The organism is Kitasatospora sp. NPDC023118 (assembly GCF_055560875.1).
In genome coordinates this window covers 18103-41446 of sequence record NZ_JBVHHW010000022.1, presented here as the reverse complement: position 1 = coordinate 41446, position 23344 = coordinate 18103, and the positions used below count along the sequence as shown (strand labels likewise).

Sequence of the window (23344 nt, the reverse complement as noted above, 5' to 3'; positions counted from 1 at the left end):
CCTTCCGGCTGGGTCTCGGCCCACCGTACCACTCCGAGCGTACGGCGTATCTGAGGTAGACGTCGTACACATCGGTGTGTACGTTGTATTCAGCCGATACGGCGTACACATCGACTCGGAGGGGGACCCCCATGTCCAACGACCAGCAGCAGGCGCGGCTCGAGCAGGCTCAGGAGCGGCTGCGGGTGGCCGTACTCGTCGGCAGCACCCGCAACGGCCGGTTCGCGCCGGTCGTCACCGACTGGCTTCTCGGCCACCTCGATTCCCGCGCCGACATGGCCGTCGACCTCCTCGACCTGGTCGACACCCCGCTGCCCACCACCTTCCCGTCCTTCGGCGGCGAACTCGACCCGGGTGACGCTGAGTTGCTCGCCGCCGTCTCGCCCCGCCTGGAGGCCGCCGACGCCTTCGTGATCGTCACGCCCGAGTACAACCACAGCTTCCCGGCCCCGCTGAAGAACGCCATCGACTGGCACAACCGCCAGTGGCACGGCAAGCCGGTCGCCTTCGTCTCCTACGGCGGACTGTCCGGCGGTCTCCGCGCCGTGGAGCAACTGCGGGTGGTGCTCGCCGAGTTGAACGCCGCGACGATCCGCAACGCGGTCAGCTTCCACGGCGCGGCGCAGCGCTTCGACGAGAACGCCAAGGCCCTCGACCCGGCGGCCGACGCCGCCGCCGAGACCATGCTCGACCAGCTGGCCTGGTGGGCGCACGCCCTGCGCGAGGCCCGGCGCGCCCGCCCCCTTCGCGGCCTGACCCGGGCACCGGCGACGGCACCGGCACTGGCACCGGACAGACGGACAACCGGGCAAGCGGACAGACGGACAGACGGATTACCGGAACACGGGAAAGGCGGACCAACCATGGTGACGGAACCGGCCGAGGAGCGCCCCAGGCCGCCACTGTTCGGCATCCTCGGGCTGATGCTCGGCATTTTCCTCTCCGCACTCGACGGGCAGATCATCGGCACCGCGCTGCCGACCATCGTCGGCGACCTCGGCGGGCTGGACCACCTCTCCTGGGCGGTCACCGCGTACCTGCTCACCTCCGCCGCCGCCACCCCGGTCTGGGGCCGGCTCGGTGACCTGTACGGGCGCAAGGGCGCGTACCAGTGGGCGGTGGTGGTGTTCCTGGCCGGCTCGGTGCTCTCCGGGCTGTCGCGCGACATGGCCGAGCTGATCGCCTTCCGCGCGCTCCAGGGGGTCGGCGCCGGCGGGCTGATGGTCGGCGCGCTCTCGGTGATCGGGGTGCTCGTCCCGGCCACCGACCGGGGGCGGGTGCAGGCGGTGGTCGGGGTCCTGATGCCGGTCGCCTTCGTCGGCGGGCCGCTGCTGGGCGGCTTCCTGACCGACCGGCTGAACTGGCGCTGGGCGTTCTACGTCAACCTGCCGGTCGGGCTGTTCGCCCTGGTGGCGGTCGCGTTCGGGGTGCGGCTGCGGACGGAACGCGTCCGCGCCCCGTTCGACTGGGCGGGCCTCGCCCTGCTGATTACCGGCATCGTCGGGCTCACCCTGATCGGCAGCTGGGGCGGTGTGACATACGCCTGGACCTCGCCGTGGATCCTCGGCACGGGGGCCGTCGCGGCGGTCGCGCTCGCCTGGTTCGCCCGGGTGGAACGGCGGGTCCCCGGACCGCTGGTGCCGCCCGCGCTGTTCCGCATCCGCAACTTCACCGTGGCCCAGGTGCTGGGCTTCCTCACCGGTGCGGTGATGCTCGCCCTGGTCGGCTACCTGCCGCAGTACCTCCAGTTCGTCCAGGGCGCCTCGCCGACCACCGGCGGCCTCCTGCTGCTGCCGCTGATGCTCGGCATGGTCGGCACCCAGCTCGTCACCGCCAAGCTGATGAGCCGGACCGGTGGCGAGCGGCGCCACCCGCTGATCGGTGGCGCCATCGCCCTGACCGGAGCGGCCCTGCTGCTGCTCCTCGGTACCGGCACACCGCGGGTGGTCGCCTCCGCGCTCACCGTGGTCGCCGGGGTGGGAATCGGGCTGCTCATGCAGAGCACCCTGCTGACCTCGATGGGTGCCGTCGCGCCGCGGGACATGGGCGCCGCGATGGGGGTCGTCACCCTGTTGCGCAGCATCGGCGGTTCCCTGGGCATGGCGGTGCTCGGCGCGGTCTACACGGCCCGGATGGCGGACACCCTCACCGAGCGGCTCGGCGCCGAGCCGGCCGCCCGGCTCACCGGTGGCGGCGGGCTCACCCCGGCGGCGCTCACCGGGCTGCCCACCGGCGTCCGCGCCGCGGTCGGGGAGGCGGTCACCGGTGGCCTGCACGGCGCGCTGGCGGGTGCGGTCGTGCTGGCGGCCCTTGCCATGGCGGTCGCCTGCCTGGCCCGGCCGAACCCGAAGCCGGATCAGGAGCCGATGTCGGCCCCCGGCCCGGTCCCGGGGCCCGAGTCGGCGAAGGCGACGGCGTAGCGTGTGACGGCTCGACCAGGTACGGCGCGTGCGGCTACTCCGTCCGGCGCCCTCGGCGCAGGGCTGCCGCCTCCGACGACTCCGAACCGGATGCTGATGATCAGTGCGGGCGGCGTTCAGCGGTGGGGCAGCAGCGACTCCCACACGTCGCGTTCGGCGGTGGCCGACCAGACCACGTCGCCGTGGCCGTAGCCCGGCACCACCCGGTAGTCCACCCGGGCGCCGCCCCGGCGGACGAGGCGGGCACCGAGGTCGTGGTCCCCGCGGCCGAGCTCGGCGTTCGCCCAGACCACGTCGGCCCGGATCGCCGCCCAGTCGATCCGGTGGACCTGCGTCAGACCGGCCCAGACCGCCGCCAGGTCGCGCAGCAGCGCGGTCGGCTGCAGGCCGCTGCCGAGGCGGGCGATCGCCTCCGTCCAGACGGCGAGCGGGGCGTGCTTCAGGGCGAAGCGGTCCTCCCCGGGGGTGGTGCCGAAGGCGTAGGTGCCGCTGCTGTGTCCCCGGTGGTGGATCCAGTTCGCGGGCCCGGGCAGGTCCCGGGTGTGGGTCAGGGCGTAGTGCAGCAGGCCGAGGTTGCTGAACTGCCCCGCCCCGTCCACCGGCCGTGGTACCCCGCTCGGGGCGTCCGGGGCGGTGGTGGCGCGGGCGAACAGGCCCTTCAGGCCGGGATCGACGGTCCAGGTACCCGCCTCCAGCTGCCGCTGGAACAGGCGGGTCAGCGCCTCGGCCCTCGCGACCAACTCCGGTTCCGTCTCCGGGTCGTAGGGGCCGGTGGTGTCGAGGACGAGCACCCGCCGCAGGGCCTCGCCCCGGTTCCGGGCAGCGGTGGCCAGGGCGAGCGCGGCCCCGGCCGAGTGGCCGAGCAGCTCGTAGGGCAGGCCGGTGAGGGACTCGACGGCGGAGACGACCCGTTCGAGGTCCGTGCGGTGCCCGTCCAGGCCCCAGTCGGCGCACTGCGGCCCGATCCGATCGGGCGTCAGCGCGTCCTCGGGCGGGGTGGTGCCGACGACCAGGTACCCGTGGTCGGCGAGGAAGTGCGCGAGACTGCGGCCCTGCGCGGTGCAGTAGTCGGCCGCGACGTTGAGTCCGCCGCCCGGCAGCAGATGGACCACCCGGCGCGCCGTGCCGTCGTCGCCGAGGACGTCGACGGTGAACCGGCCGCCGTGCTGGTCCGGGACGGCCAGCCGACGGTGACCCGGGCCGATGTCCACCACCGCCGGGTCGCCGCAACCGAGTGCCGCACCCAGCTCCCTGACGACGTCCGTGCCCACCGCAGTCCCTCCCCGTGCCCTGCCGTTCGCGACGTCGAACAGTCTGACGCATGGCGGCGGTCCGCTCAGGGGCCGGTGCCCGCGTCGTCTCCATCGCCGACTCCCGCCTGGCCGCCGGTCACGCGCCCGTGGGCGCCCGGCCCCTGGCCGGGTACCGGGCCACGGTGCGGTGCCGCGATCGTGCGGCCCCGCTGCTTACCCCCAGTACCCCGTGTGCACCGCCGCGGCCTCCTCGTACAGGTGCGGCCCCGAGACCTCCACGGAGCTGCCGCCGGCCGCGAAGACCTGGCGGCACGGCAGGTGGAGCACCGGCTCCTCCGGATCCACTCCCGCGATGACGTTCAGGTCGGTCGCGGCGAGCGCGTAGACGACCCGGCGGATGCCGCTCCAGAAGATCGCGCCGGCGCACATCGCGCAGGGCTCGGTGCTGGAGTACAGGGTGGCCTTGGCGAGCTGCGCCGGGGCCAGGGCGCGGGAGGCCTGCCGGACCAGGTTGGTCTCCGCGTGGGCGGTGACGTCGTGGTCGGTGAGCACGGTGTTCTCGGCCGTGAGCAGGACGCTCCCGTCGGGGTCGGTCAGCAGCGCGCCGAAGGGGTGGTTGCCGTGCGCTCGGGCGGAGGCCGCGAGATCGATGGCCGCGAGCAGGTGGGCGCGGGTGTGATCGGCCATGACGTACTCCTCAGGGGTGGGCCGAACGGTGGGATTGCGAAGCGGGGGCATCGGGGAGGTCATCTCGCCCGGATCAGCCGTACGGGACGACGGCGACCGGGCAGTGCACGTGGTGGATCGCCGCGTGTGCCACCGGGCCGAGGTGGTGGTGGCGCAGTGGCAGGTGCCGGGTGCGGCGGCCGACGACGAGCAGCCGGGCCGTCGCCGCGGAGTCCACCAGCTCGACGGCGGCCTTGCCCCGGATCAGCTCGTCCGTCACCTCCACCTCGGGGTGACGGGCCCGCCAGGGCTCCAGCGCCTCGGCGAGCCCGGTCCGCTCGACGGCGGAGACCTCGCCCTCCAGCCCGCCGATCGCGCCGTAGGACATGTACTCGCTGCCGGCCGTCGGGCTCCAGACGTGGACGACCCACAGCGGCGCCGAGCGGAGCGCGGCTGCCTCGAAGGCGAAGGCCAGCACCTCCTCCGCCGGGTGCGCCAGGTCGAGGCCGACCGTCACCGGACCGGTCGGCTCGCTCTCGTGGGCCCGGACCAGCACCACCGGGCAGGCCGACCGGCGCAGCACCTCCTGGCTCACCGAACCGGTCAGGAAGCCGCGTACGGTGCCCAGCCCGCGCGAGCCGAGCACCAGCACGGCCGCCGTCCGCGAGGAGGCCTCCAGCGCCTCCACCGGATCGGCGGCCACGGGCTCGGAGGAGATCGGCACCCCGGGCACCAGGGCGCGCAACCCGGCCTCGCGGTCGGCCAGGTGCGCCAGCGCGCGGTGGTAGGTCTGGTCGCTGCCGACCACGTCCCGCTTCGGCCAGGGCCAGGCCTGGAGGACTTCGAGGCCGAGCCCGCGGCGCTGCGCCTCAAGCGCCGCCCACTCGGTGGCGGCGAGGCTCTCGGGCGAGCCGTCGAAGCCGACGACAACGGGTCCGGTCACGGCGTACTCCTCGGTTCCGCGGCGCGTCGACGGCCGTCCCCGGCCGCCGGGGCCGCCTCGGGTTGCCGCCCCAGTATCCGCGCTGGCCGCGACCGGCGCCTGTCGGGGCGGCGCACGCTCGCGCCCGCCCCGGCGGGCGCGACCTCGCGCCTGCGGTCACCGTCCGCGCCACGTCCGTCACTCGCGGGGCCGCCGCCCCATGCGCAGGGCGTGCCGTTCCACCGCGCACACTCCCGTGCTAGGGCTCTCGGCTACGCGGATCTCGGTCGCCGCCCGGTACTCCGACGGCGTCATCTCTCGCAGGGCCACCTTCTGAACGTCCGTGCCCCATCTTCGACCGGCTGCTGGCGGCGGCGGAACCGGATTTCGCGCCAGGACGGCCGGAGTAGGGCGGCGGAGTGGTACCGCGGTACTACGGGCCGCCCGATGATCAGCCCGCGGTGCCACGGATCCGGCGCCGGTCGCACCTAGCGTGGAAGCGTGGCGGCCGGGACGGCCCGGCCCCTGAGCGTAAGGGTGAGCGATGATCGAGGCGCACCAGCTGACGAAGCGGTACGGGGAGAAGACCGCCGTGGACGGGCTGGACTTCACGGTCCGGCCGGGGACGGTGACCGGGTTCCTGGGGCCCAACGGCGCCGGGAAGTCCACCACCATGCGGATGATCGTCGGCCTCGACGCGCCCACCAGCGGGTCGGTGCGGGTCAACGGCCGCCGCTACGCCGAGCACGCCGCGCCGCTGCAGGAGGTGGGCGCGCTGCTGGAGGCCAAGTCGATCCACCCCGGCCGCTCGGCGTTCAACCACCTGATGGCCCAGGCCCACACCCACGGCATCCCGGGCCGCCGGGTCGAGGAGGTCATCGAGCTGACCGGCCTGCAGTCGGTGGCCCGCAAGCGGGCCGGCGCCTTCTCGCTCGGCATGGGCCAGCGCCTCGGCATCGCGGCCGCCCTGCTGGGCGACCCTGCCACGGTGATGCTGGACGAGCCGGTCAACGGCCTCGACCCCGAGGGCGTCCTGTGGATCCGCAACCTGCTCACCTCCCTCGCCGCCGAGGGCCGGACCGTCTTCGTCTCCTCGCACCTGATGAGCGAGGTCTCGCTGGTCGCCGACCACCTGATCATCGTCGGACGCGGCCGGCTGCTCGCCGACACCACCGTGCAGGACCTGATCAGCGAGGCCGGCGGCGACGCCGTCAAGGTGGCCAGCGCCGATCCGGCCCGGCTGCGCTCGGCGCTCGCCGGGCCCGGCGTGGAGATCACCGGCCGGTCCGGCTCGGAAGAACTGCTGGTCACCGGCCGTACGGCCCGCGAGATCGGGCTCACCGCCGCCGAGCACGGCATCGCCGTCTTCGAGCTCACCCCCCGGACGGTCTCCCTGGAGGAGGCCTTCATGGACCTGACCAGGGACGCCGTGGAGTACCACGGAACCACCACCGCCCGCATCGAGACCGAGACCGAGACCGAGACCCCGAGGAGCGCGGCATGAGTACCGTTGTGACCTCCCAGCCGGCCACGCCCGCCGAGCTGCGCCCCGCCCGCCCTGCCTACAAGGTGACCGCGGTGCGCGTGCTGCGCTCCGAGTGGGCCAAGCTGTGGTCGCTGCGCTCGACCTGGATCACCCTCGGTCTGGCGCTGCTCTTCCTGGTCGCCTTCGGCCTGATCGCCGCCTTCCAGTTCAAGTCGCGGATCACCTCGGGCCGCCCGATGGACCGGGACTTCGCCAGCGCGAGCGCACTGAGCCTCTCGCTGTTCGGCACCAACTTCGCCCAGCTGGCGCTCGGTGTCCTCGGCGTGCTGGTCGCGGCCGGCGAGTACTCGACCGGCATGATCCGCTCCACCCTGGCCGCCGTGCCGCGCCGCCTGCCGGTGCTGTGGTCCAAGGCCACGGTGTACGGCCTGATCGCGCTGGTCCTGGGCACCGTCGGGGTGTTCGTCGCCTTCCTCGCCGACAGCGGCATCCTCTCCGGCACCCGGGCGGCGATGACCATCTCGGACGCCGGGGTCGTGCGCGGCCTGCTCGGCGCCGGGCTCTACCTGGGCCTGGTCGGCGTGATCGGCGTCGCCCTCGGCGCGCTGCTGCGCTCGGTGGCCGGCGGCATCTCGGTGCTGGTCGCCTCGTTGATGCTGATCCCCGGGCTGGTCTCGCTGCTGCCCAGCTCCTGGCAGGACCACATCAGCCCCTACCTGCCCAGTCACGCCGGCGAGGCGATGTTCGCCCTCCACCACGACACGACCACGCTCTCGCCGACGGCCGGACTGCTGGTCTTCCTCGGCTGGACGGTGCTCGCGCTGGCCGGCGCCGCCGTACGGCTGCTCCGCACGGACGCCTGAGCCCGTCCGGGCGCCCGGGCCCGTACGGAGCCCGAGCCGGTACGGACGCCCGCGTCCGTACCGGCGCCCGGGCCTGAGACACTCCCGGTGCGGTGTCGGATCCCACCGGCGCCGCACCATCCGTACCGCCCGTACCACCCGCACCACCACCAGGGAGGCGCCACCGGTGACCGAGGACCACGCCACCCCCACCGGCCCGCTCGTGGCCGCCGACGCGCTGTCCGGCCACCCGCTGTTCGCCCGGCTGGCCCGGATCGGCCAGCGGGTGCGGGAGGCGGACCGCGCCCACTCCTGGGTGCTGGACACCGCCGTGGTCGCGGTGGTCTTCCTGATGTTCTGCCTCCCCGACCTCTTCCCCGGCCACGGCGAGCCCCCGCACGAGCACAGGGTCGTACTGGTCCGCCCGGCGTTGCCGGCCATGCTGGCCCTCCAGGCGGGCCTGGTCCTGCCGCTGCTGTGGCGCCGACGCAGGCCCACCGAGGCCTTCGCAGCGATCATGGTGGTGTTCGTACTGCAGTGGTCGCTCGGTGTCGCCCTGCGCGCCGACGCCGCTCTGCTGGTCGCCCTCTACAGCCTGGCCCTGCACGGGCGGCTGCGGCACCTGGCCTGGTCCTGCGCGGTGATCGTCGGGGCGATGGCGCTGGTCGCCGTCGAGGTCTCCGGCGGCGGACTGCCGGTCGGGGACGCGCTGTTCTTCCTGGTCAGCACCGCGACGGCGGCCGTCGCCCTCGGTATCGCGGTGCGTGTGCGCCGCGCCCAGCTCGCCGGGCTGCGCGAGCGGGCGGCCCGGCTGGAGATCGAACGCGACCAGCGCAGCCGACTGGCCGCCGCCACCGAACGCACCCGGGTGGCCCGGGAGATGCACGACATCATCGGCCACAACCTGTCCGTCATCGTCACCCTGGCCGACGGCGGCGCCTACGCCGCCCAGGCCTCGCCCGAGCGCGGCCGGGAGGCGCTGCAGCTGATCGGCGAGACCAGCCGCCAGGCGCTCGGCGAACTGCGCCGGATGCTCGGCGTGCTGCGCGACCAGGGCGATGAGGGGGCCGAGCTCAACCCCCAGCCGGGCATCGCCGACCTCGACGGGCTGTGCGCCCGCATCCGCGCCGCCGGCCCCCAGGTGCGGTACACCGTCGGCGGCGACCTGGACCAACTGGACCGCGGCGTCCAGCTGATGGCCTACCGCATCGTGCAGGAGGCCCTCACCAACACCCTCAAGCACGCCGGCCCGGACACCCGCGCGCACGTGACCCTGACCGCCGACGCCGCCCGGCTGCGGGTGCGCGTCCAGGACAGCGGCCCGCCCGCCGGCACCCCCCGGCCGGTCCGGCCGGCCGGCGAGGGGCACGGCCTGGCGGGCATGCGCGAACGCGCGGCCGTGTACGGCGGCACCGTCACGGCGGGTCCCGGCCCTGGGGCAGGATGGACCGTGGAGGCCGTACTCGACCTCACCCCCGACCCGACAGGCGGTTCGACGTGACCACCGTCCTCATCGTGGACGACCAGCCCCTGCAGCGCTACGGCTTCCGGATGCTGCTGGAGAGCCAGCCCGACACCGAGGTGGTCGGCGAGGCCTCCCACGGCGCCGAGGCCGTCCGGCTGACCGCCGACCTGAGGCCCGACGTCGTGCTGATGGACATCCGGATGCCCGGCATGGACGGTATCGAGGCGACCCGCCAGATCGTCGCCTCCGGCGGCCGCTCGCGCATCCTCGTGCTGACCACCTTCGACCTCGACGAGTACGCCCACGCCGCGCTGCGCGCCGGGGCCAGCGGCTTCCTGCTCAAGGACGCGCGCCCGGAGGAACTGCTCGCCGGGATCCGCGCGGTCGCCGAGGGCGACGCCGTGGTGGCGCCCGCCATCACCCGCCGCCTGCTCGACGCCTACGCCCACCACCTGCCGGTCCGCCCGCCCGGAGCGGCGCAGGTCGACGACCCCCGGCTGGACGCGCTGACCGAGCGTGAGCGGGAGATTCTGGCGGCCATCGCCCAGGGCTGGACCAACAGCGAGATCGCCCAGCGCCTGGTGCTGGCCGAATCGACCGTCAAGACGCACGTCAGCCGGGTGCTGGCGAAGATCGGAGCCCGGGACCGGGTGCAGGCGGTGATCTTCGCCTACGACCGCGGGCTGACCAGGCCCAATCCGCCGATCACGAATTGATTCGGTGGCGCCGCCGCCGACGGCACGTGGCGCAACCACTGCCCGTCCTGCCTGTACTCCCGGCACGTCCTCGACCAGGTCGAGGGCGGTCCCAGCGAGTGCCACGGGCGGATGTCGCCGATCGCCATCGCCGTGCTGCGCACCGGCGATTGGATGGTCGTGCACCGCTCGGTGGGGGATGGTGTCCCTCGTTCGTAGCGGACCGGCGGCCCGTCGTCGGGGTGGCGGCGCCCGGGAGTCACGCGAACAGCGCCGCGAGCACCCGTATGTGTACAGGTCATCTGGTTGCTTCATGGGATTTGCGATCGCTGACACCGGTGTCCCCGGCCTCCGGGGCCGGGGACCGCTCCCGGGGGCCGAACCCCGCGCGGTGCTTGGGAGGGAACGAGTTCGTTCACTAACATTGGTAGTAGGCCTGGAACACAGGAACCCCCCGGAAGGTGCGCAGCCATGCCCGCTGAAACCGGCGCCGCGCGCGCAGCGGCGGCCGCCCCGCTCCGGCGGCGCGGCGAGGCGCTGGAGAGCGCGATCTACGAGGCGGCCCTCCGGCAGCTCACCACCGACGGCTACGCGCGACTCACCATGGAGGGCGTCGCCGCCGCCGCGCAGACCGGCAAGGCCGCGCTCTACCGCCGCTGGTCCTCCAAGGAAGAACTGGTCATGGACGCGCTGCGGGCCAGCCTGCCCCCGGCCGCCACCGCTCCCGACACCGGCAGCCTGCGCGGGGACCTCCTGGAGGTGGTGACCGGGCTGCGCACCGCGATGTTCAGCGAGCTGGGCGCCGCCGTCCGGGCGATCATGAGCGAGCTCGACCACCAGCGCGCGCACGCCTTCCTTGAGCTCGTGCTGGAGCGGGTGGTCGAGCCCACCGCCGCGCTGATCGCCGAGGTGCTCGACCGGGGCACCGCCCGGGGCGAGGTCCGCCCGGGGTCGGTCACCCCGCTGGTCACCGACGTGGTCCCGGCGCTGATGCTGTACCGGATCAAGACGTGCGGGGGCGACAGCGTGAACCTCGACCCGGCGGCGATCGTGGACGAGGTGCTGCTGCCGATCGTCAGCCCGTAAGGCGCTGTCACGCTCCGCTGTGGCGGAGCATCTCCTCGCGCTCGACCACCTTGACCCGCTCCCGGTCCTCGGCCTCGCCGAGCGCGCGCTCGTGGGCGTCGAGCAGCTGCCAGCCCTCCCAGGTGGTGTAGCGGACGCCCCGCCCGCGCAGGTGCTCCTCGACCGCCGCCGGGTCCGGCTCGACCGCGCCGGGCAGCTCGCCGGCGGCGTGGTCCGTCAGCAGGCAGGCGACGGTCTCGTTGGCGTCGCCCTTGGTGTGGCCGATCAGGCCGACCGGGCCGCGCTTGATCCAGCCTGTGACGTAGGTGGCGGTGCGGTGCGAGCCGTCGCCCTCCAGGACACGCCCGGCCTCGTGCGGGACGGTGCCGGTGACCGGGTCGAAGGGCAGCTTGGGCAGCTCGTCCGAGTAGTAACCGACGGCCCGGTAGACAGACTGGACGTCCCAGTCGGTGAAGCGGCCGGTGCCGCGGACGTTGCCGGTGCCGTCCGGCTCGGTGCGCTCGGTGCGCAGGCCGACCACCCGGCCGTCCGCGCCGAGCACCTCCACCGGGGACTCGAAAAAGTGCAGGTAGACCCGGTGCGGGCGGTCGCCGACGTCGCGGATCGCCCAGTTCTCCAGCGTCGAGGCGACCAGGTCGACGTGCTTGACCGCGCGTCGCTCGGCGATCGAGCCGTCGTCGTACTCGATGTCCTCGGGGGCGACGATCACCTCGATGGTGGGGGAGTGGTCCAGCTCGCGCAGCTCCATCGGGCTGAACTTGGCCTGCGCCGGGCCCCGGCGGCCGAACACGTGGACCTCGACGGCCCGGTTGCGCTTCAGGCCCTCGTACACGTTCGGCGGGATCTCGGTGGGCAGCAGCTCGTCGGCGGTCTTGGCGAGGATCCGGGCGACGTCCAGGGCGACGTTGCCGACGCCGAGGACGGCGACCTTCTCGGCCTCCAGGGGCCAGCCGCGGGGCACGTCCGGGTGGCCGTCGTACCAGGAGACGAAGTCCGCCGCGCCGTACGAGCCGTCCAGCTCGATGCCGGGGATGCCGAGTGCCCGGTCGGCCGTCGCGCCGGTGGCGAAGACCACGGCGTCGTAGTAGCGGTGCAGGTCGTCCAGGGCGAGGTCGGACGGGTAGTCCACGTTGCCGAACAGCCGGACCCGGGGCTTGTCGAGCACCTGGCGCAGGGCGGTGACGATGCCCTTGATGCGAGGGTGGTCGGGGGCGACCCCGTAGCGGATCAGGCCGAACGGGGCGGGCATCCGCTCGAACAGGTCGATCGAGACGCCGGGCGTCTGGGCGGCGTCGGACTTCAGCAGGGCGTCCGCGGCGTAGATGCCGGCGGGGCCGGCTCCGACGATCGCGACTCTGATCGGGCGGGTCATGCGGGCGGTTCCTCCGGTCGGGCGCAGCGGGAGGCCAGTGGTCTGGACCCTTGCAGCCAACCCGCCGGTCGCGCGGCGGTGTAGTAGGTGCTGATCTATGACGTCATAGAGCGGACCTATGGCCGGCCCGGGAACGACCCGGGCCGGCCTGGTCGGCGTCAGCTGCCGTCGGCGGGCGCCTGCGGCGGGACGGCCGGGGTCCGCGCCGCGGCGTCGGCACCCTCGGCGACGCGCGCCGTGGAGGCCTCGAAGAAGCGCAGCAGCTCCACCGGGAACGGCAGCACCAGCGTCGAGTTCTTCTCGGCCGCCACCTCGACCACGGTCTGCAGCATGCGCAGCTGCATCGCCGCCGGGGTGTCGGCCATCATCCCGGCCGCCTCGGCGAGCTTGGCGGCCGCCTGGAACTCACCGTCGGCGGTGATGATCCGGGCGCGGCGCTCACGGTCGGCCTCGGCCTGACGGGCCATCGAGCGCTTCATCGAGTCGGGCAAGCTGACGTCCTTGATCTCCACCCGGTCGATGTGCACGCCCCAGCCCGCCGCCGGGCTCTCCAGCATGACCTCCAGGCCCTGATGCAGGTGCTCCCGGCCGGACAGCAGGTCGTCCAGCTCGCTCTTGCCGATGACCGAGCGCAGCGAGGTCTGGGCGACCTGCAGCATGGCGAAGCTGTAGTTCTGCACGTCCACGGTGGCCTTGATCGGCTCGACCACGCGGAAGTACAGCACCGCGTCGACGCTCACCGAGACGTTGTCCTTGGTGATGCCCTCCTGGGCGGGCACCGGCATGGTGACGACCTGGACGTTCACCTTGCGCATCCGGTCGAGCAGCGGCACCAGCAGGGTCAGGCCCGGCTCGCGGGCCGACCCGCGCACCCGGCCCAGCCGGAACACCACGCCGCGCTCGTACTGCTGCACCACCCGCACGCCGGTCATCAGCCAGAGCAGGACGACCACGACGACGATCACGAGTACTGCCACGCCTGTTCTACCTTCTCCCCGTCGCGGCGCGGCCGGGCCGGGTCCGGAGTGGCCCTGTCGCCGGGGCGCGTCGCGCGCAGCACAGTATGCGCCCGCCCGGCCCGCGCGGTAAGGCACGTGAAGGGGGATCTTGACGCATCGTTGACGGCGGCCGGATCGTACCGGCGGTCCGGCGCGGTGCCGGGTACCGTCTGCGGATGACCACGATGACCAACTCCCCGTCCCGAGAATCCGGTTCGGCCCGTCCGCCGCTGATGACCAGGGCCCTGCTGGTGCGCTTCGTCTCCCTGCTGGGCGGCTCGATCGGCTTCAACCTGCTGCTGTCCACCGTCCCGCTGTACGCCCAGGAATCCGGCGGCGGCGAGCACGCGGCGGGCCTGGCCACCGGCGCGCTGATGCTCGCCACCGTGGTCGGTGAGTTCCTCACCCCCACGCTGACCGCCCGCTACGGCTACCGCCCGGTGCTGGCCGCCGGGTTGGGGCTGCTGGGCGCGCCCGCGCCGGTGCTCGCCCTGACCGGGAGCATGGCGGCGGTGGTCGCGGTCTGCCTGCTGCGCGGCCTCGGCTTCGCGATCACCCTGGTCGCGGGCGGGGCGCTGACCGCCTCGCTGATCCCCGCCGAGCGGCGCGGCGAGGGCCTCGCGCTGGTCGGCCTGGTCTCCGGCGTGCCCGCCGTGCTCGGACTGCCGCTCGGTGTCTGGCTGGCCCAACACATCGGCTACGGCTGGGTGTTCGCGATCGGCGCGGCGGCCCCGCTGCTCGCGGTCGCGTCCGTCCCCGCCCTGCCCGAGCGCGACCGTACGGGCGGAGCGGCCGTCGGCATCCGGCAGGGGCTGCGCTCCGGCGGACTGCTGCGTCCGGCCGTGGTGTTCGCCTCGACGGCGCTGGGGGCCGGGATCATCGTGACCTTCCTGCCGCTGGCCGTGCCGTCCGCGGGCGCCGTCGCGGTGGCGCTGTTCGTCCAGCCGGGCGCCGCCACGCTGGGCCGCTGGCTGGCCGGGCGGTACGGGGACCGGCGCGGCGCGGCCCGGCTGGTGCTGCCCGCGCTGCTGGCCTCGGCGGGCGGGGTGCTGCTGCTGGCCTGGACGGGCAGTGCGGTGGCCGTGGTGGCGGGGGCCGCGGTGTTCGGCCTGGGCTTCGGCGCCGCGCAGAACACCACGCTGGCGCTGATGTACGAACGGGTGCCGGCGGCCGGGTTCGGGACCGTCACCGCGCTGTGGAACGTCGCCTACGACGGGGCGATGGGCGTCGGCGCGGCGGCCTTCGGGGCGGTCGCGGGAGGGACGGGGTACCGGTGGGCGTTCGTGCTCACGGCGGGGGTGATGCTGGCGGCGCTCGCTCCGGCGCTGTGGGACCGCCGCTGGGACCAGGGGCGCGCCGTCACGGTGGAGTGACGGCGCGCCCGTACGGCTGTCAGACGATGGTTCAGCCGATGGCGGTGCTTCAGGCGCGGAAGACGTCCGCGTGCTCCGCGGCGAACTCGGCGAAGGAACGCGGCCGGCGGCCGGTCAGCTTCTCCACGTCCGAGCTGACCGCCGAGGCCTGTCCGGCCGCGTACAGCCCGTACAACTCGACCATGCCCTCGGCCCGCCATGCCGGCCAGCCCGCGCTGAGCATCCCGGCCAGCGCCTGCTCCGGCACGAGCGCGGTGTACGACACCGGGCGGCCCGCGACGGCGGCCAGCTGCTCGGCCACCTCCCCGTGGGTGAGCCCGGCCGGGCCGGTCAGGGTGTAGATCGCGCCCTCGTGCCCGTCGGTGGCCAGTACCTCGACGGCGGCCGCCGCGACGTCCCGGGCGTCCACGTACGACACCGCGGCCTCGCCGCCCGGCACGGCCAGGGTGCCGGCCTTGACCGGCTCGGCCATGCCGAGGAAGTTCTGGTAGAAGCCGTTCGGCCCGAGCACCGTCCACGGCAGGCCGGAGGCCTTCAGGTGGTCCAGGCCCGCGACGTGCGCGCCGACGAAGCGCACGCCCTCCGGCCGGTACTCGACGCCGGCCGCGGCGTGCAGCACGATCCGCGGGCGGCGGCCCGTACGGACGGCGGCGTCGATCACGTTCCGCTCGTGGGTGGCCATCTCCGGGTGCACCGCCACCAGCAGGTAGACGGTGTCGGCCCCGGCGAGGGCCGCGTCCAGCGAGTCCGGGTCGGCGAAGTCGGCGGCCACCCGCTCGACCGCCTCGTCCCACTCGGCCGGGCCATCGGACCCGGCGCGCACCAGCGCTCGAACCGCCTGGCCGCGCTCACGCAGCCCCACGACCACCTTGGAGCCGACCGTACCGGTGGCGCCCGTCACGACGATCACGGATGTTTCTCCTTGTTTCCCCGTCGTTCCCCGTTTGCGACGCGGACCTGATTCCGCATCAGGTGGATGATCGCAGCCGGTCGATGGAGGATCAAGGTCGGCTTCCCGGTGGAGGCTTGGCAGATGCTCCGACACGCGCGGGGCCCTGCCGTTCCCCGACTTGGCGCGAGCCAGGCGCTCGGATGGGTCCGGCCTGGTCACCGTCCGGATGCGTGCCCGGACGCCCTCCGTCCGGACGCCCCGCCCGGGCGGGCGGGGTCGGCCGAACCGGGTACGGATCCGGCCCGCCGAGATCAGCGGGCGGCGGCCGGTCACTACGTTGTGGCCGGCATGGGGGTCGTCAGGACGGCGGCGAGGAGCAGGGCGAGCGCCGCGGCGACGAGGTACGGGGCCCGCCAGCCCAGCCACTGGCCGAGGGTGCCGCTGAAGGGGCGGGCCGGCAGCATCCCGGCGGTCGACCCGCTCAACAGCGCGCCGGTCACCGCTCCTTGGCGGTCGGCGGGCGCCAACCCGGCCGCCAGTGGGCCCACCACCTGCGCGGCGACGCTGGTCAGGCCGACCGGGATGCTGGCGAGGGCCTGCGCCGGACGGCAAGTCCGGTACCGGCGCAGTGCGTTGGGCGGCCAGCTGGTGGCGGAGGCCGGGGAGGGGTGACGGCCGCGGCCGGGGGATACTCCTCGGATGGACGGATCAAGGGGCAGCTGGACCAACACCACCCACGACTGGGCCGCCGCCGTGGACGCGGAGCACCTCGCCGGCATCCGCCGCGACGCCGGGGGCTTCGCGCCGGGCGGGGTGGAGCACCTCGTGCTGGAGGTGCTCGCGTACGCGGCCGACGAGGCGGCCAGCCGGGGCGCGGGGCGATGCGTCGTCACCCTGCACGCCGACGGCGCGGTCTCCGTACGGGACGACGGGCGGGGCACCGACACCCGGGTCGACGAGCGCGGTGAGGTGGTCAAGAAGCCGGTCATGGCGACCAAGGACCTGCGCTTCTTCGACTCCCCGGAGAACTCCTCGGAGAACTCCCCGGAGGGCTCCTCGGAGGCGGAGCGGCTCCCGGACGGGTGGCCGCGCCGGGGCATGTCCGTCGTCGCGGCGCTCAGCACCCGGCTGCTCCACACCAATCGCCGTCGCAACGGCGCCTGGAGCCAGCGCTACGAGTATGGCATCCCGGTGACCGGCCTCGACCCGATCGAGGGCGACGGCACCACCGGCACCTGCGTGACCTTCCTGCCGGACGCCTCGTTGGTCCCGCGGAGCCCGGTGGACGCGCACCGGCTGGCCCGGTGGGCGGCGCACTGGCCTGCCCTGGACGTCCGGGTCGCGGACCGGCGGGACGACGGCTGGCAGGAGCGGGCGGGCATGAGCGTGGCTGACGCTTCTGAGCCCTTCTTGTAGCGGACACTACGCGGCGCTACGCTCGCCGCTATGAAGCAGCTGAACGTCCGACTGGACGACGCCGTGCACGAGGCCCTGGAGCAGCGCGCCGAGGCGGCCGGGATGAGCCTGCCGGACTACGCGCGCAAGGTGCTGGTGGAGGAAGCGGACGAGCGGCGTGAGCGGTTCCTGACCGCGGCCGCGCACTTCGCGCAGGCCTGGGGGCCCGCGTTCGAGGCGGAGTTCGGGCCGTACCCGCGGAGCGCCCGCGAGGCCACGGCGGACGCGGCGTGATCCTGCGGATCGACCGGGTCTGGCTGCTGGACATCGCCCACCAGTTCCTGCCGGGCGACCCGGACATCACCGACTACGGCACCCTGGCCGCCGCGGTGGCCCGGCACGCCGACTCCGTCATGGACGTCCCCGTGTACGGCGCCGTCCACCAGCGCGCCGCCGCGCTGATGCACCAGCTGATCCGCGTCCCGGCGCTGGAGTCCGGCAACGAGCACTTCGCCGCCGTGGTCGCCGCCTCCTACCTCAGCGCCTCCGGCGTCATCGTCACCGCCGAACCCAAGCAGGCCGTCGACCTCGCCGCCCGTATCCGCGCCGGCCAGGCCGACGTACGGGAGACCGCGGACGCGATCCGTACTTGGTACCGCTGAGCCTCCTCGCCGTTGCTGATTTCGTAGTCGGATATCAGCAATCCGGGCGTTACTGCCGGATCCTGTCGCCCCGGTCGAAGCGGTCCTGCTGAGCGCCATCGTGGACGGGGCGGGCCGGCGCCGTCCCCGTCCACGATCGGTGGTGCGTCCCCGGTCTTCGAGACCGGTCAGTTGAAGACCAGCACGTCGGTGCGCATCGGCAGCGGGCTGCCCCACCCGATGTTGATCTTGAAGGTCACCACTCCGTTGCCGGGGGCGATGCTCGACACCTGGAAGGGCGCGGCGCCGACGAACCGGTTACCGTTGGCGTCGATCTCGGAGGCCGTGATGACGACGGTCGAGTCGATCCCGATGACGCTCCACGGGATCTGCAGGTTGAACGTCCCGTTTCCCGGGGTCCACGTCCACCAGGCCCGCCACACGGCGCCGACGTTGCCGCCGATCGCCGCGAGGCCCTGTTCCTGGCTGGTGGGCTGCGAGTGGCCCGCGATCTGCGGGGCGCTGGAGGCGGTTGCTTCGGTTGCGGCCACAGCGACTCTCCTTACGCCGGGAGAGCCCTGCGAGCTCTCCGGATACTCTGAGTGTCCACTAATGCGCGTAGCGTAGCAATCACTCGTGAGGGTGAATCTCCAGCGAGCCGTCGGCCTGATCGCGTGACCACCGTCTAGGGTCCGCCCCGCTTGCGTCGTGGGTGCGGCGGAGGACCGTCTCGGTGATGCCCGGTGCAGCCGGTGGAAGGCGTCCGGGCAGGCGTTCCAGCTCACGGCCGCGCTCGCCGCAGGCGCCGCCACCAGGGCGTCGCGGGCTGCTCGGCGGGCAGCAGCCCCGGCGCGTGGTCGGCCACCGCGGCCAGCACCTCGGCCCCGCCCGGCGGCGAAGGGACTGTCGGCCACCCGACAATGTCCGCTGCCGGTCCGCGGCGGGGCGCCTAGCGTGGTGGGGGTGACGGGCCGACCCGACTCAGGAGGACCGGCGATGAGCGAACAGCAGCAGGCGGACGTGATCGTGATCGGCCTCGGCCCGGGCGGCGAGCACGCCGCCGGACGCCTCGCGGAGTCCGGTCTGGACGTGGTCGGCATCGAGGCCGAGCTGGTTGGCGGGGAGTGCCCGTACTGGGGCTGCATCCCCAGCAAGATGATGATCCGCGCCGGGAACCTGCTCGCCGAGACCCGGCGGGTGCCCGGCATGGCCGGTCGCTCCCAGGTCGCCCCCGACTGGACCCCGGTCGCGGACCGGATCCGCGACGAGGCCACCGACGACTGGAACGACCGGGTCGCCGTCGACCGCCTCACCGGCAAGGGCGGCCGGTTCATCCGGGGCCGGGCCCGCCTCACCGGTCCGCGCCGGGTCGCGGTGAACGGGCAGGAGCTCACCGCCCGGCGCGGCGTGGTGATCGCCACCGGCACCCGCCCCACCGCGCCGCCCGTCCCGGGGCTGGCCGGGGTGCCGTACTGGACCAACCGCGACGCCGTCGCGGCGAAGGAGCTGCCCGAATCCCTGCTGGTGCTCGGCGGCGGCGCGATCGGCCTCGAACTCGCCCAGGTGTTCGCCCGCTTCGGCAGCGCCGTCACCGTCGTCGAGGCCCTGGACCGCCTGCTGCCCGTCGAGGAACCCGAGGTTGGCCGGCTGATCGCACCGGTCCTCCAGCGGGAGGGCATCGAGATCCGCACCGGCGCCCGGGCCGTCCGCGCCGAGCACGACGGACCGACCTTCACCCTCCACCTGGACGGCGGCGAACTGCTCACCGCCGAACGGCTCCTGGTCGCCACCGGCCGCCGCGCCGACCTGAGCGAACTCGGCCTGGACACCGTCGGGCTCGACCCGGCCGCCCGCGCCGTCCCCACCGACGGGCAGCTGCGGGCCGCCGACGGACTGTGGGCGATCGGCGACGTCACCGGCCACGGCGCCTTCACCCACGTCGCGATGTACGAGGCCGAGATCGCCGTCCGCGACATCCTCGGCGACCCCGGCCCGGAGGCCGACTACCGCGCCCTGCCCCGGGTGACCTTCACCGACCCGGAGATCGGCGCCGTCGGCCTGACCGAACGCCAGGCCCGCGACGGCGGGCTGAACGTGCGCACGGGCACCACCCAGCTGCCGTCCGCCACCCGGGGCTGGATCCACAAGGCCGGCAACGAGGGCTTCATCAAGCTCGTCGCGGACGCCGACCGGGGCGTGCTCGTCGGGGCGACCTCCGCCGGGCCGATGGGCGGCGAGGTGCTGTACGGCCTGGCGGTCGCGATCCAGGCCCGGGTGCCGATCGCCCGGCTGCGGCACATGATCTTCGCCTACCCGACCTTCCACCGCGCCGTCGAGGCGGCCCTCGCCGACCTGGGGTGAGTGGGGGCAGCGGCAGGGGGGCGGTAGGAGGGGCGGTAGGGGGTTTCGATCGAGCTGCCGTCCGCGCGGGTAGCCTGGGCCACGGTCTCGCCCGCCCGCCGCCGGATCCACGTGATCAGCGTGCTGGCCGGGCCGTTGGCGGACCGCCTCCGAGGCGTTCCCGGGCGTGTCGGGTGAGCGTCCGGCGGCCGCCCCGGGCGCCGTCGGCTCAGCCCCTCGGGACGGCGTGTCGGGCGGCGTGTCGGGTGGCGGATCCCGGTGGGGGACGGGAGGGTGACTGCCGGGGGGACCTCCCGAGGAAAGGGCGAGAATGCCTGACGTCACCACCCCGTACGCGACCGGCACCCCGTGCTGGGTCGATCTGATGGCGAAGGACCAGCAGGCCGCGCTGGACTTCTACCGAGACCTCTTCGGCTGGCAGGGTCAGCCGGGCCCGGCCGAGTTCGGCGGGTACGCGGTCTGCACGCTCAACGGCAAGGCGGTTGCCGGCATCGGTCCGGCGGCGGCCCCCGAAGGCATGCCGGAACCGCCCACCGTGTGGACCAGCTACCTGGCCACCTCCGACGCCGAGGCCACCCAGGACGCGATCGTCGAGGCCGGTGGCACCCTGCTGGTCCCGGTGATGGACGTCGGCTCCCTCGGCCGGATGCTGGTGGCCGCCGATCCGCAGGGTGCGGTGTTCGGCGTCTGGCAGCCCGGCGAGTTCTCCGGGGCCCAGGTGGTCAACGAGGCCGGGGCGCTGACCTGGAACGAACTGCACACCAGCGACGTCGAGGGCGCCACGGCCTTCTACGGCGAGGCCTTCGGCATCGAGGTCAAGCCGGTGGAGGGCAACGACCAGTACTGGGAACTGCACGTCGGTGGCCGCGCCGTCGGCGGCGCCTTGCTGCTCGCCAACGACCCGCCCGGCACCCCGCCGCACTGGCTGACCTACTTCTCGGTCGACGACGTGGACGACTGCGTCAACACCGTGGTCAAGCGCAACGGGAGCGTCCTCGCCCCGCCCTTCGACATGGTGGCCGGCCGGATGGCGGTGGTCGCCGATCCGCAGGGCGCTCCGTTCGCGATGATCAAGCCGAGGCCGAGGTAGGCAGCCGGGCCGCGGGAACCAGCCCACCGAAGACCGCCGCCCCGCCCGTCCGGAAGCCCGGACGGGCGGGGCGCGTCGTCCGCCACGAGAGGGAACTGCTCAGGCGGCGGCGCCGAACCACCGGGCCAGCGCGTCGAGCAGGGACTGCCGGTCCTCGCCGACCCACGCCACGTACCCGTCGGGCCGCAACAGGACGGCGGGGACGTCCAACTCCTCGGTCGCGTCGACGACATGGTCGACCCGGTCCGCCCAGCCCGTGACCGCGAGCCGGCCGCCGGTCCGGTCGAGCAGCAGCCCCCGGCCGCCGCGCATCAGCTCGTACAGGCACCCCTGCTTGAGCCGGACGTCCCGCAGCCGGCGGCCGAGCAGCTCGTGGCCCTCGCCGAGCTCGTAGCGGACCCCGACCGCGGTGACCATCTCGGTCAGGTACCGGTTCACCTCCTCGAAATCCGCCAGCTTCGAGAGCAGCTCGCGCAGCGCGGCGGGACCGGACCCGGTGCCCAGCAGGGTCATCTGGGCGCGGGTGTTCTCCACGACCCGGGCGCCCACCGGGTGGCGTTCGGTGTGGTAGCTGTCCAGCAGGTCGGCCGGGGCCCAGCCCTGGATCTCGGCGGCCAGCTTCCAGCCCAGGTTGTAGGCGTCCTGGATGCCGAGGTTGAGGCCCTGGCCGCCGGTGGGCGGGTGGATGTGCGCCGCGTCGCCGGCCAGGAAGGCCCGGCCGACCCGGTAGCGCTCGGCCTGCCGGGTGGCGTCGCCGAACCGGGAGAGCCAGCGCGGCGAGTGGGCGCCGAAGTCGGTGCCCGCGACGGCCCGCAGCCGCTGCCGGAACTCCTCCAGGGTGGGTGGGGTGGCGCGGTCCTCGACCACGGCCTCGGCAGGCACGATCACGCGGTACACCCCGTCCCCCTGGGGGATCGCGCCGAACAGCATCTGGGTCCGGCGGACCTCGGTGACGACGGCCTCGATGGTCGCCGGGTCCTCGGTCAGCGACAGCTGGCCCAGCAGCGTGTCGACCTTCGAGGGCTCGCCGGGGAAGCCGACGCCCAGCAGCTTGCGCACCGTGCTGCGCCCGCCGTCGCAGCCGACCAGGTAGCGCGAGCGCAGCCGGGTGCCGTCCGCCAGCTCGACGCTCACCCCGTCCTCGTCCTGGCTCAGTCCGACCACCTCCTGCCCGCGCCGGATGTCGGTGCCCAGTTCGAGGGCGTGCTCGTTGAGCAGCTGCTCGGTGACCGGCTGCGGGGTGGTCAGCCCGTACGGGTGGGCGGTGTCCGCGCTCTCCGGCCAGGGCTTGTAGATACCGCCGAAGAAACCGCCGACCGAGAACTTCCCGCTCACCGCGAGGAACCGCTCCAGCAGCCCGCGCTGGTCCATCATCTCCACACTGCGCACGTGCAGGCCCTGGCCGCGGGACCGGTCGGTCGGCTCGGTCAGCCGCTCCAGCACCACCACCCGTACGTCGTGCAGCCGCAGTTCGCTCGCCAGCATCAGACCGGTCGGCCCGCCGCCGACCACGATCACGTCGATCATCGGTACTTCCCCCATGGGGTTCGCGCGAGGCCCGTACGCGGGACAAACGCGTACGTATGTCGCGAACCAAAGATTTCGTGTGTTCCAGCCTCGGGCGACGATTCTGCGCCTTGACGGGGGCCTTGCCGCAAGGCCCCCGGGACGCAGTACCTTGGTGGTGGCGGGGCTGCGGTGATCTGTTTCCATCGGCGTTCGGCGGGCTGTCCGTGGTGGTGTCCGGACTGGCGGAATCGGGCGGATGCTGCGCTGCCTGGTGAAGGTGACCGAGGGGCGAGGCCGGGACGCGCGGGTCCTGGGGCCGGGTGGACGAGGCCGTCGAGGTGCTTCGGACGTCGATGGAGCTCGGGTCGGCCCGGGAGCTGACCCACCTCCTGATGCGCCAGGGCCGCGCGGCCGAGGTCGTCGCCGACCTCCCCACCGTGGCCTCCGAGCGGGAGGCGATGGCCGGTTGGCGGAGGCGCAGCCGCTGATCAGAGGGCGGGACGCCGCCGCCGACGGCCGACGGATCGCCGCGTTCCGGAACACCCGCGCGCCACAGGGCTGATCGGGGGCTGAACCGCGACCCGTACGCGGCGACCGGCGTCCGGGAGCTGTTCGACGTCGCGGTGGTCTCCGAGCGCGAGGGCATCGCCAAGCCGGACCCGGCGATCTGCCGCACGGTCCTGCACCGGATGGGCCTGCCCGCCACCTCCTGCGTGTTCGTCGACGACCAGCCGGCGAACCTGGTCCCGGCGGCCGGACTCGGCATCACCACCCTGCTGGCGGACGGTCTGCCCGGGACGGCGGGATGCCTGACACGCCTGCTCGGCCTGGACCTCGGCGGCCCCTGACCTCGGGGCCGCCGTCGGGAGTAGACCCTC

The 23344-nt window shown here is 73.9% G+C and carries 23 protein-coding genes and 1 pseudogene; 15 read left to right on the top strand and 9 right to left on the bottom strand.

Features of this window, described 5'->3' with window-relative positions; genetic code table 11:
* Positions 1 to 131: 131 nt before the first annotated feature.
* Complete coding sequence (locus tag ACZ3UD_RS26320) at positions 132 to 2420, top strand: MFS transporter (RefSeq protein WP_465592497.1); 2289 nt, start codon at positions 132 to 134, stop codon at positions 2418 to 2420.
* A gap of 116 nt (positions 2421 to 2536) precedes the next feature.
* On the opposite strand, the gene ACZ3UD_RS26315 is transcribed toward ACZ3UD_RS26320, so the two are convergent.
* The 3 genes from ACZ3UD_RS26315 to ACZ3UD_RS26305 all read right to left on the bottom strand — a co-directional run bounded on the left by ACZ3UD_RS26315 (position 2537) and on the right by ACZ3UD_RS26305 (position 5282).
* Positions 2537 to 3691, bottom strand: coding sequence for a thioesterase domain-containing protein (locus ACZ3UD_RS26315; RefSeq protein ID WP_465592494.1), 1155 nt, complete (start codon positions 3689 to 3691; stop codon positions 2537 to 2539).
* A gap of 195 nt (positions 3692 to 3886) precedes the next feature.
* Complete coding sequence (locus ACZ3UD_RS26310; RefSeq protein WP_380616001.1) at positions 3887 to 4360, bottom strand: nucleoside deaminase; 474 nt, start codon at positions 4358 to 4360, stop codon at positions 3887 to 3889.
* Between the two features lie 73 nt (positions 4361 to 4433).
* Positions 4434 to 5282 (bottom strand): universal stress protein, encoded by an 849-nt coding sequence (locus tag ACZ3UD_RS26305; RefSeq protein WP_465592489.1) that lies wholly within the window; start codon positions 5280 to 5282, stop codon positions 4434 to 4436.
* A 523-nt stretch (positions 5283 to 5805) separates the two neighbouring features.
* Between ACZ3UD_RS26305 and ACZ3UD_RS26300 the strand changes: the two genes are divergently transcribed.
* The 6 genes and pseudogenes from ACZ3UD_RS26300 to ACZ3UD_RS26275 all read left to right on the top strand — a co-directional run bounded on the left by ACZ3UD_RS26300 (position 5806) and on the right by ACZ3UD_RS26275 (position 10835).
* The gene (locus ACZ3UD_RS26300; protein ID WP_465592486.1) at positions 5806 to 6765 is read left to right on the top strand and encodes an ABC transporter ATP-binding protein; all 960 of its coding nucleotides are present in this window, start codon (positions 5806 to 5808) and stop codon (positions 6763 to 6765) included.
* Positions 6762 to 7610: an ABC transporter permease gene (locus ACZ3UD_RS26295; protein ID WP_465592483.1), complete on the top strand. Its 849-nt coding sequence runs from the start codon at positions 6762 to 6764 to the stop codon at positions 7608 to 7610. Before ACZ3UD_RS26300 ends, ACZ3UD_RS26295 begins: the two co-directional genes overlap by 4 nt.
* A gap of 166 nt (positions 7611 to 7776) precedes the next feature.
* Positions 7777 to 9090, top strand: a complete 1314-nt coding sequence (locus tag ACZ3UD_RS26290; RefSeq protein ID WP_465592480.1) for a sensor histidine kinase — start codon at positions 7777 to 7779, stop codon at positions 9088 to 9090.
* Positions 9087 to 9770: a response regulator gene (locus tag ACZ3UD_RS26285; RefSeq protein ID WP_465592477.1), complete on the top strand. Its 684-nt coding sequence runs from the start codon at positions 9087 to 9089 to the stop codon at positions 9768 to 9770. The genes ACZ3UD_RS26290 and ACZ3UD_RS26285 overlap by 4 nt, the downstream gene beginning before the upstream one ends.
* A 12-nt stretch (positions 9771 to 9782) precedes the next feature.
* A pseudogene (locus ACZ3UD_RS26280) lies at positions 9783 to 9944 on the top strand (RNHCP domain-containing protein); the annotation flags it as partial.
* Positions 9945 to 10220: 276 nt separating this feature from the next.
* Entirely contained in the window at positions 10221 to 10835 is a 615-nt protein-coding gene (locus tag ACZ3UD_RS26275) for a TetR/AcrR family transcriptional regulator (RefSeq protein ID WP_465592474.1), read from the top strand.
* A gap of 7 nt (positions 10836 to 10842) precedes the next feature.
* Here the strand turns inward: ACZ3UD_RS26275 and ACZ3UD_RS26270 are convergent, their stop codons facing one another.
* Positions 10843 to 12207: an FAD-dependent oxidoreductase gene (locus tag ACZ3UD_RS26270; RefSeq protein ID WP_465592471.1), complete on the bottom strand. Its 1365-nt coding sequence runs from the start codon at positions 12205 to 12207 to the stop codon at positions 10843 to 10845.
* A 158-nt stretch (positions 12208 to 12365) separates the two neighbouring features.
* Positions 12366 to 13139, bottom strand: a complete 774-nt coding sequence (locus tag ACZ3UD_RS26265; RefSeq protein ID WP_465592661.1) for a slipin family protein — start codon at positions 13137 to 13139, stop codon at positions 12366 to 12368.
* A 242-nt stretch (positions 13140 to 13381) separates the two neighbouring features.
* On the opposite strand from ACZ3UD_RS26265, the gene ACZ3UD_RS26260 reads away from it, so the two are divergent.
* Positions 13382 to 14578: an MFS transporter gene (locus ACZ3UD_RS26260; protein ID WP_465592468.1), complete on the top strand. Its 1197-nt coding sequence runs from the start codon at positions 13382 to 13384 to the stop codon at positions 14576 to 14578.
* 49 nt (positions 14579 to 14627) lie between these two features.
* Here ACZ3UD_RS26260 and ACZ3UD_RS26255 read toward each other — a convergent pair whose 3' ends face one another.
* The gene (locus tag ACZ3UD_RS26255) at positions 14628 to 15488 is read right to left on the bottom strand and encodes an NAD(P)H-binding protein (protein ID WP_465592465.1); all 861 of its coding nucleotides are present in this window, start codon (positions 15486 to 15488) and stop codon (positions 14628 to 14630) included.
* A gap of 314 nt (positions 15489 to 15802) precedes the next feature.
* Entirely contained in the window at positions 15803 to 16021 is a 219-nt protein-coding gene (locus ACZ3UD_RS26250; protein WP_465592462.1) for a hypothetical protein, read from the bottom strand.
* A 148-nt stretch (positions 16022 to 16169) separates the two neighbouring features.
* Between ACZ3UD_RS26250 and ACZ3UD_RS26245 the strand changes: the two genes are divergently transcribed.
* The 3 genes from ACZ3UD_RS26245 to ACZ3UD_RS26235 are packed head-to-tail and all read left to right on the top strand — an operon-like array spanning position 16170 to position 17527.
* Positions 16170 to 16886, top strand: coding sequence for an ATP-binding protein (locus ACZ3UD_RS26245; protein WP_465592459.1), 717 nt, complete (start codon positions 16170 to 16172; stop codon positions 16884 to 16886).
* Between the two features lie 30 nt (positions 16887 to 16916).
* Positions 16917 to 17159, top strand: coding sequence for a plasmid mobilization protein (locus tag ACZ3UD_RS26240; protein WP_465592456.1), 243 nt, complete (start codon positions 16917 to 16919; stop codon positions 17157 to 17159).
* Positions 17156 to 17527: a fic family toxin-antitoxin system, toxin component gene (locus ACZ3UD_RS26235; protein WP_465592453.1), complete on the top strand. Its 372-nt coding sequence runs from the start codon at positions 17156 to 17158 to the stop codon at positions 17525 to 17527. Before ACZ3UD_RS26240 ends, ACZ3UD_RS26235 begins: the two co-directional genes overlap by 4 nt.
* 167 nt (positions 17528 to 17694) lie before the next feature.
* Here the strand turns inward: ACZ3UD_RS26235 and ACZ3UD_RS26230 are convergent, their stop codons facing one another.
* Positions 17695 to 18057, bottom strand: a complete 363-nt coding sequence (locus ACZ3UD_RS26230) for a hypothetical protein (RefSeq protein ID WP_465592450.1) — start codon at positions 18055 to 18057, stop codon at positions 17695 to 17697.
* Positions 18058 to 18502: 445 nt separating this feature from the next.
* Here ACZ3UD_RS26230 and ACZ3UD_RS26225 point away from each other — a divergent pair, with 445 nt between their 5' ends.
* Positions 18503 to 19867 (top strand): dihydrolipoyl dehydrogenase family protein, encoded by a 1365-nt coding sequence (locus tag ACZ3UD_RS26225; RefSeq protein WP_465592447.1) that lies wholly within the window; start codon positions 18503 to 18505, stop codon positions 19865 to 19867.
* Positions 19868 to 20177: 310 nt separating this feature from the next.
* Complete coding sequence (locus tag ACZ3UD_RS26220; protein ID WP_465592444.1) at positions 20178 to 20957, top strand: VOC family protein; 780 nt, start codon at positions 20178 to 20180, stop codon at positions 20955 to 20957.
* Positions 20958 to 21056: 99 nt separating this feature from the next.
* Here ACZ3UD_RS26220 and rox read toward each other — a convergent pair whose 3' ends face one another.
* Entirely contained in the window at positions 21057 to 22484 is a 1428-nt protein-coding gene (gene rox / locus ACZ3UD_RS26215; RefSeq protein WP_465592441.1) for a rifampin monooxygenase, read from the bottom strand.
* 335 nt (positions 22485 to 22819) lie between these two features.
* On the opposite strand from rox, the gene ACZ3UD_RS26210 reads away from it, so the two are divergent.
* Together ACZ3UD_RS26210 and ACZ3UD_RS26205 are read left to right on the top strand one after the other, a co-directional pair.
* Positions 22820 to 22954 carry a hypothetical protein gene (locus ACZ3UD_RS26210; protein ID WP_465592438.1) on the top strand — a complete coding sequence of 45 codons (135 nt, stop codon included), beginning with the start codon at positions 22820 to 22822 and terminating at the stop codon, positions 22952 to 22954.
* Between the two features lie 81 nt (positions 22955 to 23035).
* Entirely contained in the window at positions 23036 to 23314 is a 279-nt protein-coding gene (locus ACZ3UD_RS26205) for an HAD-IA family hydrolase (protein WP_465592658.1), read from the top strand.
* Positions 23315 to 23344: the final 30 nt, after the last annotated feature.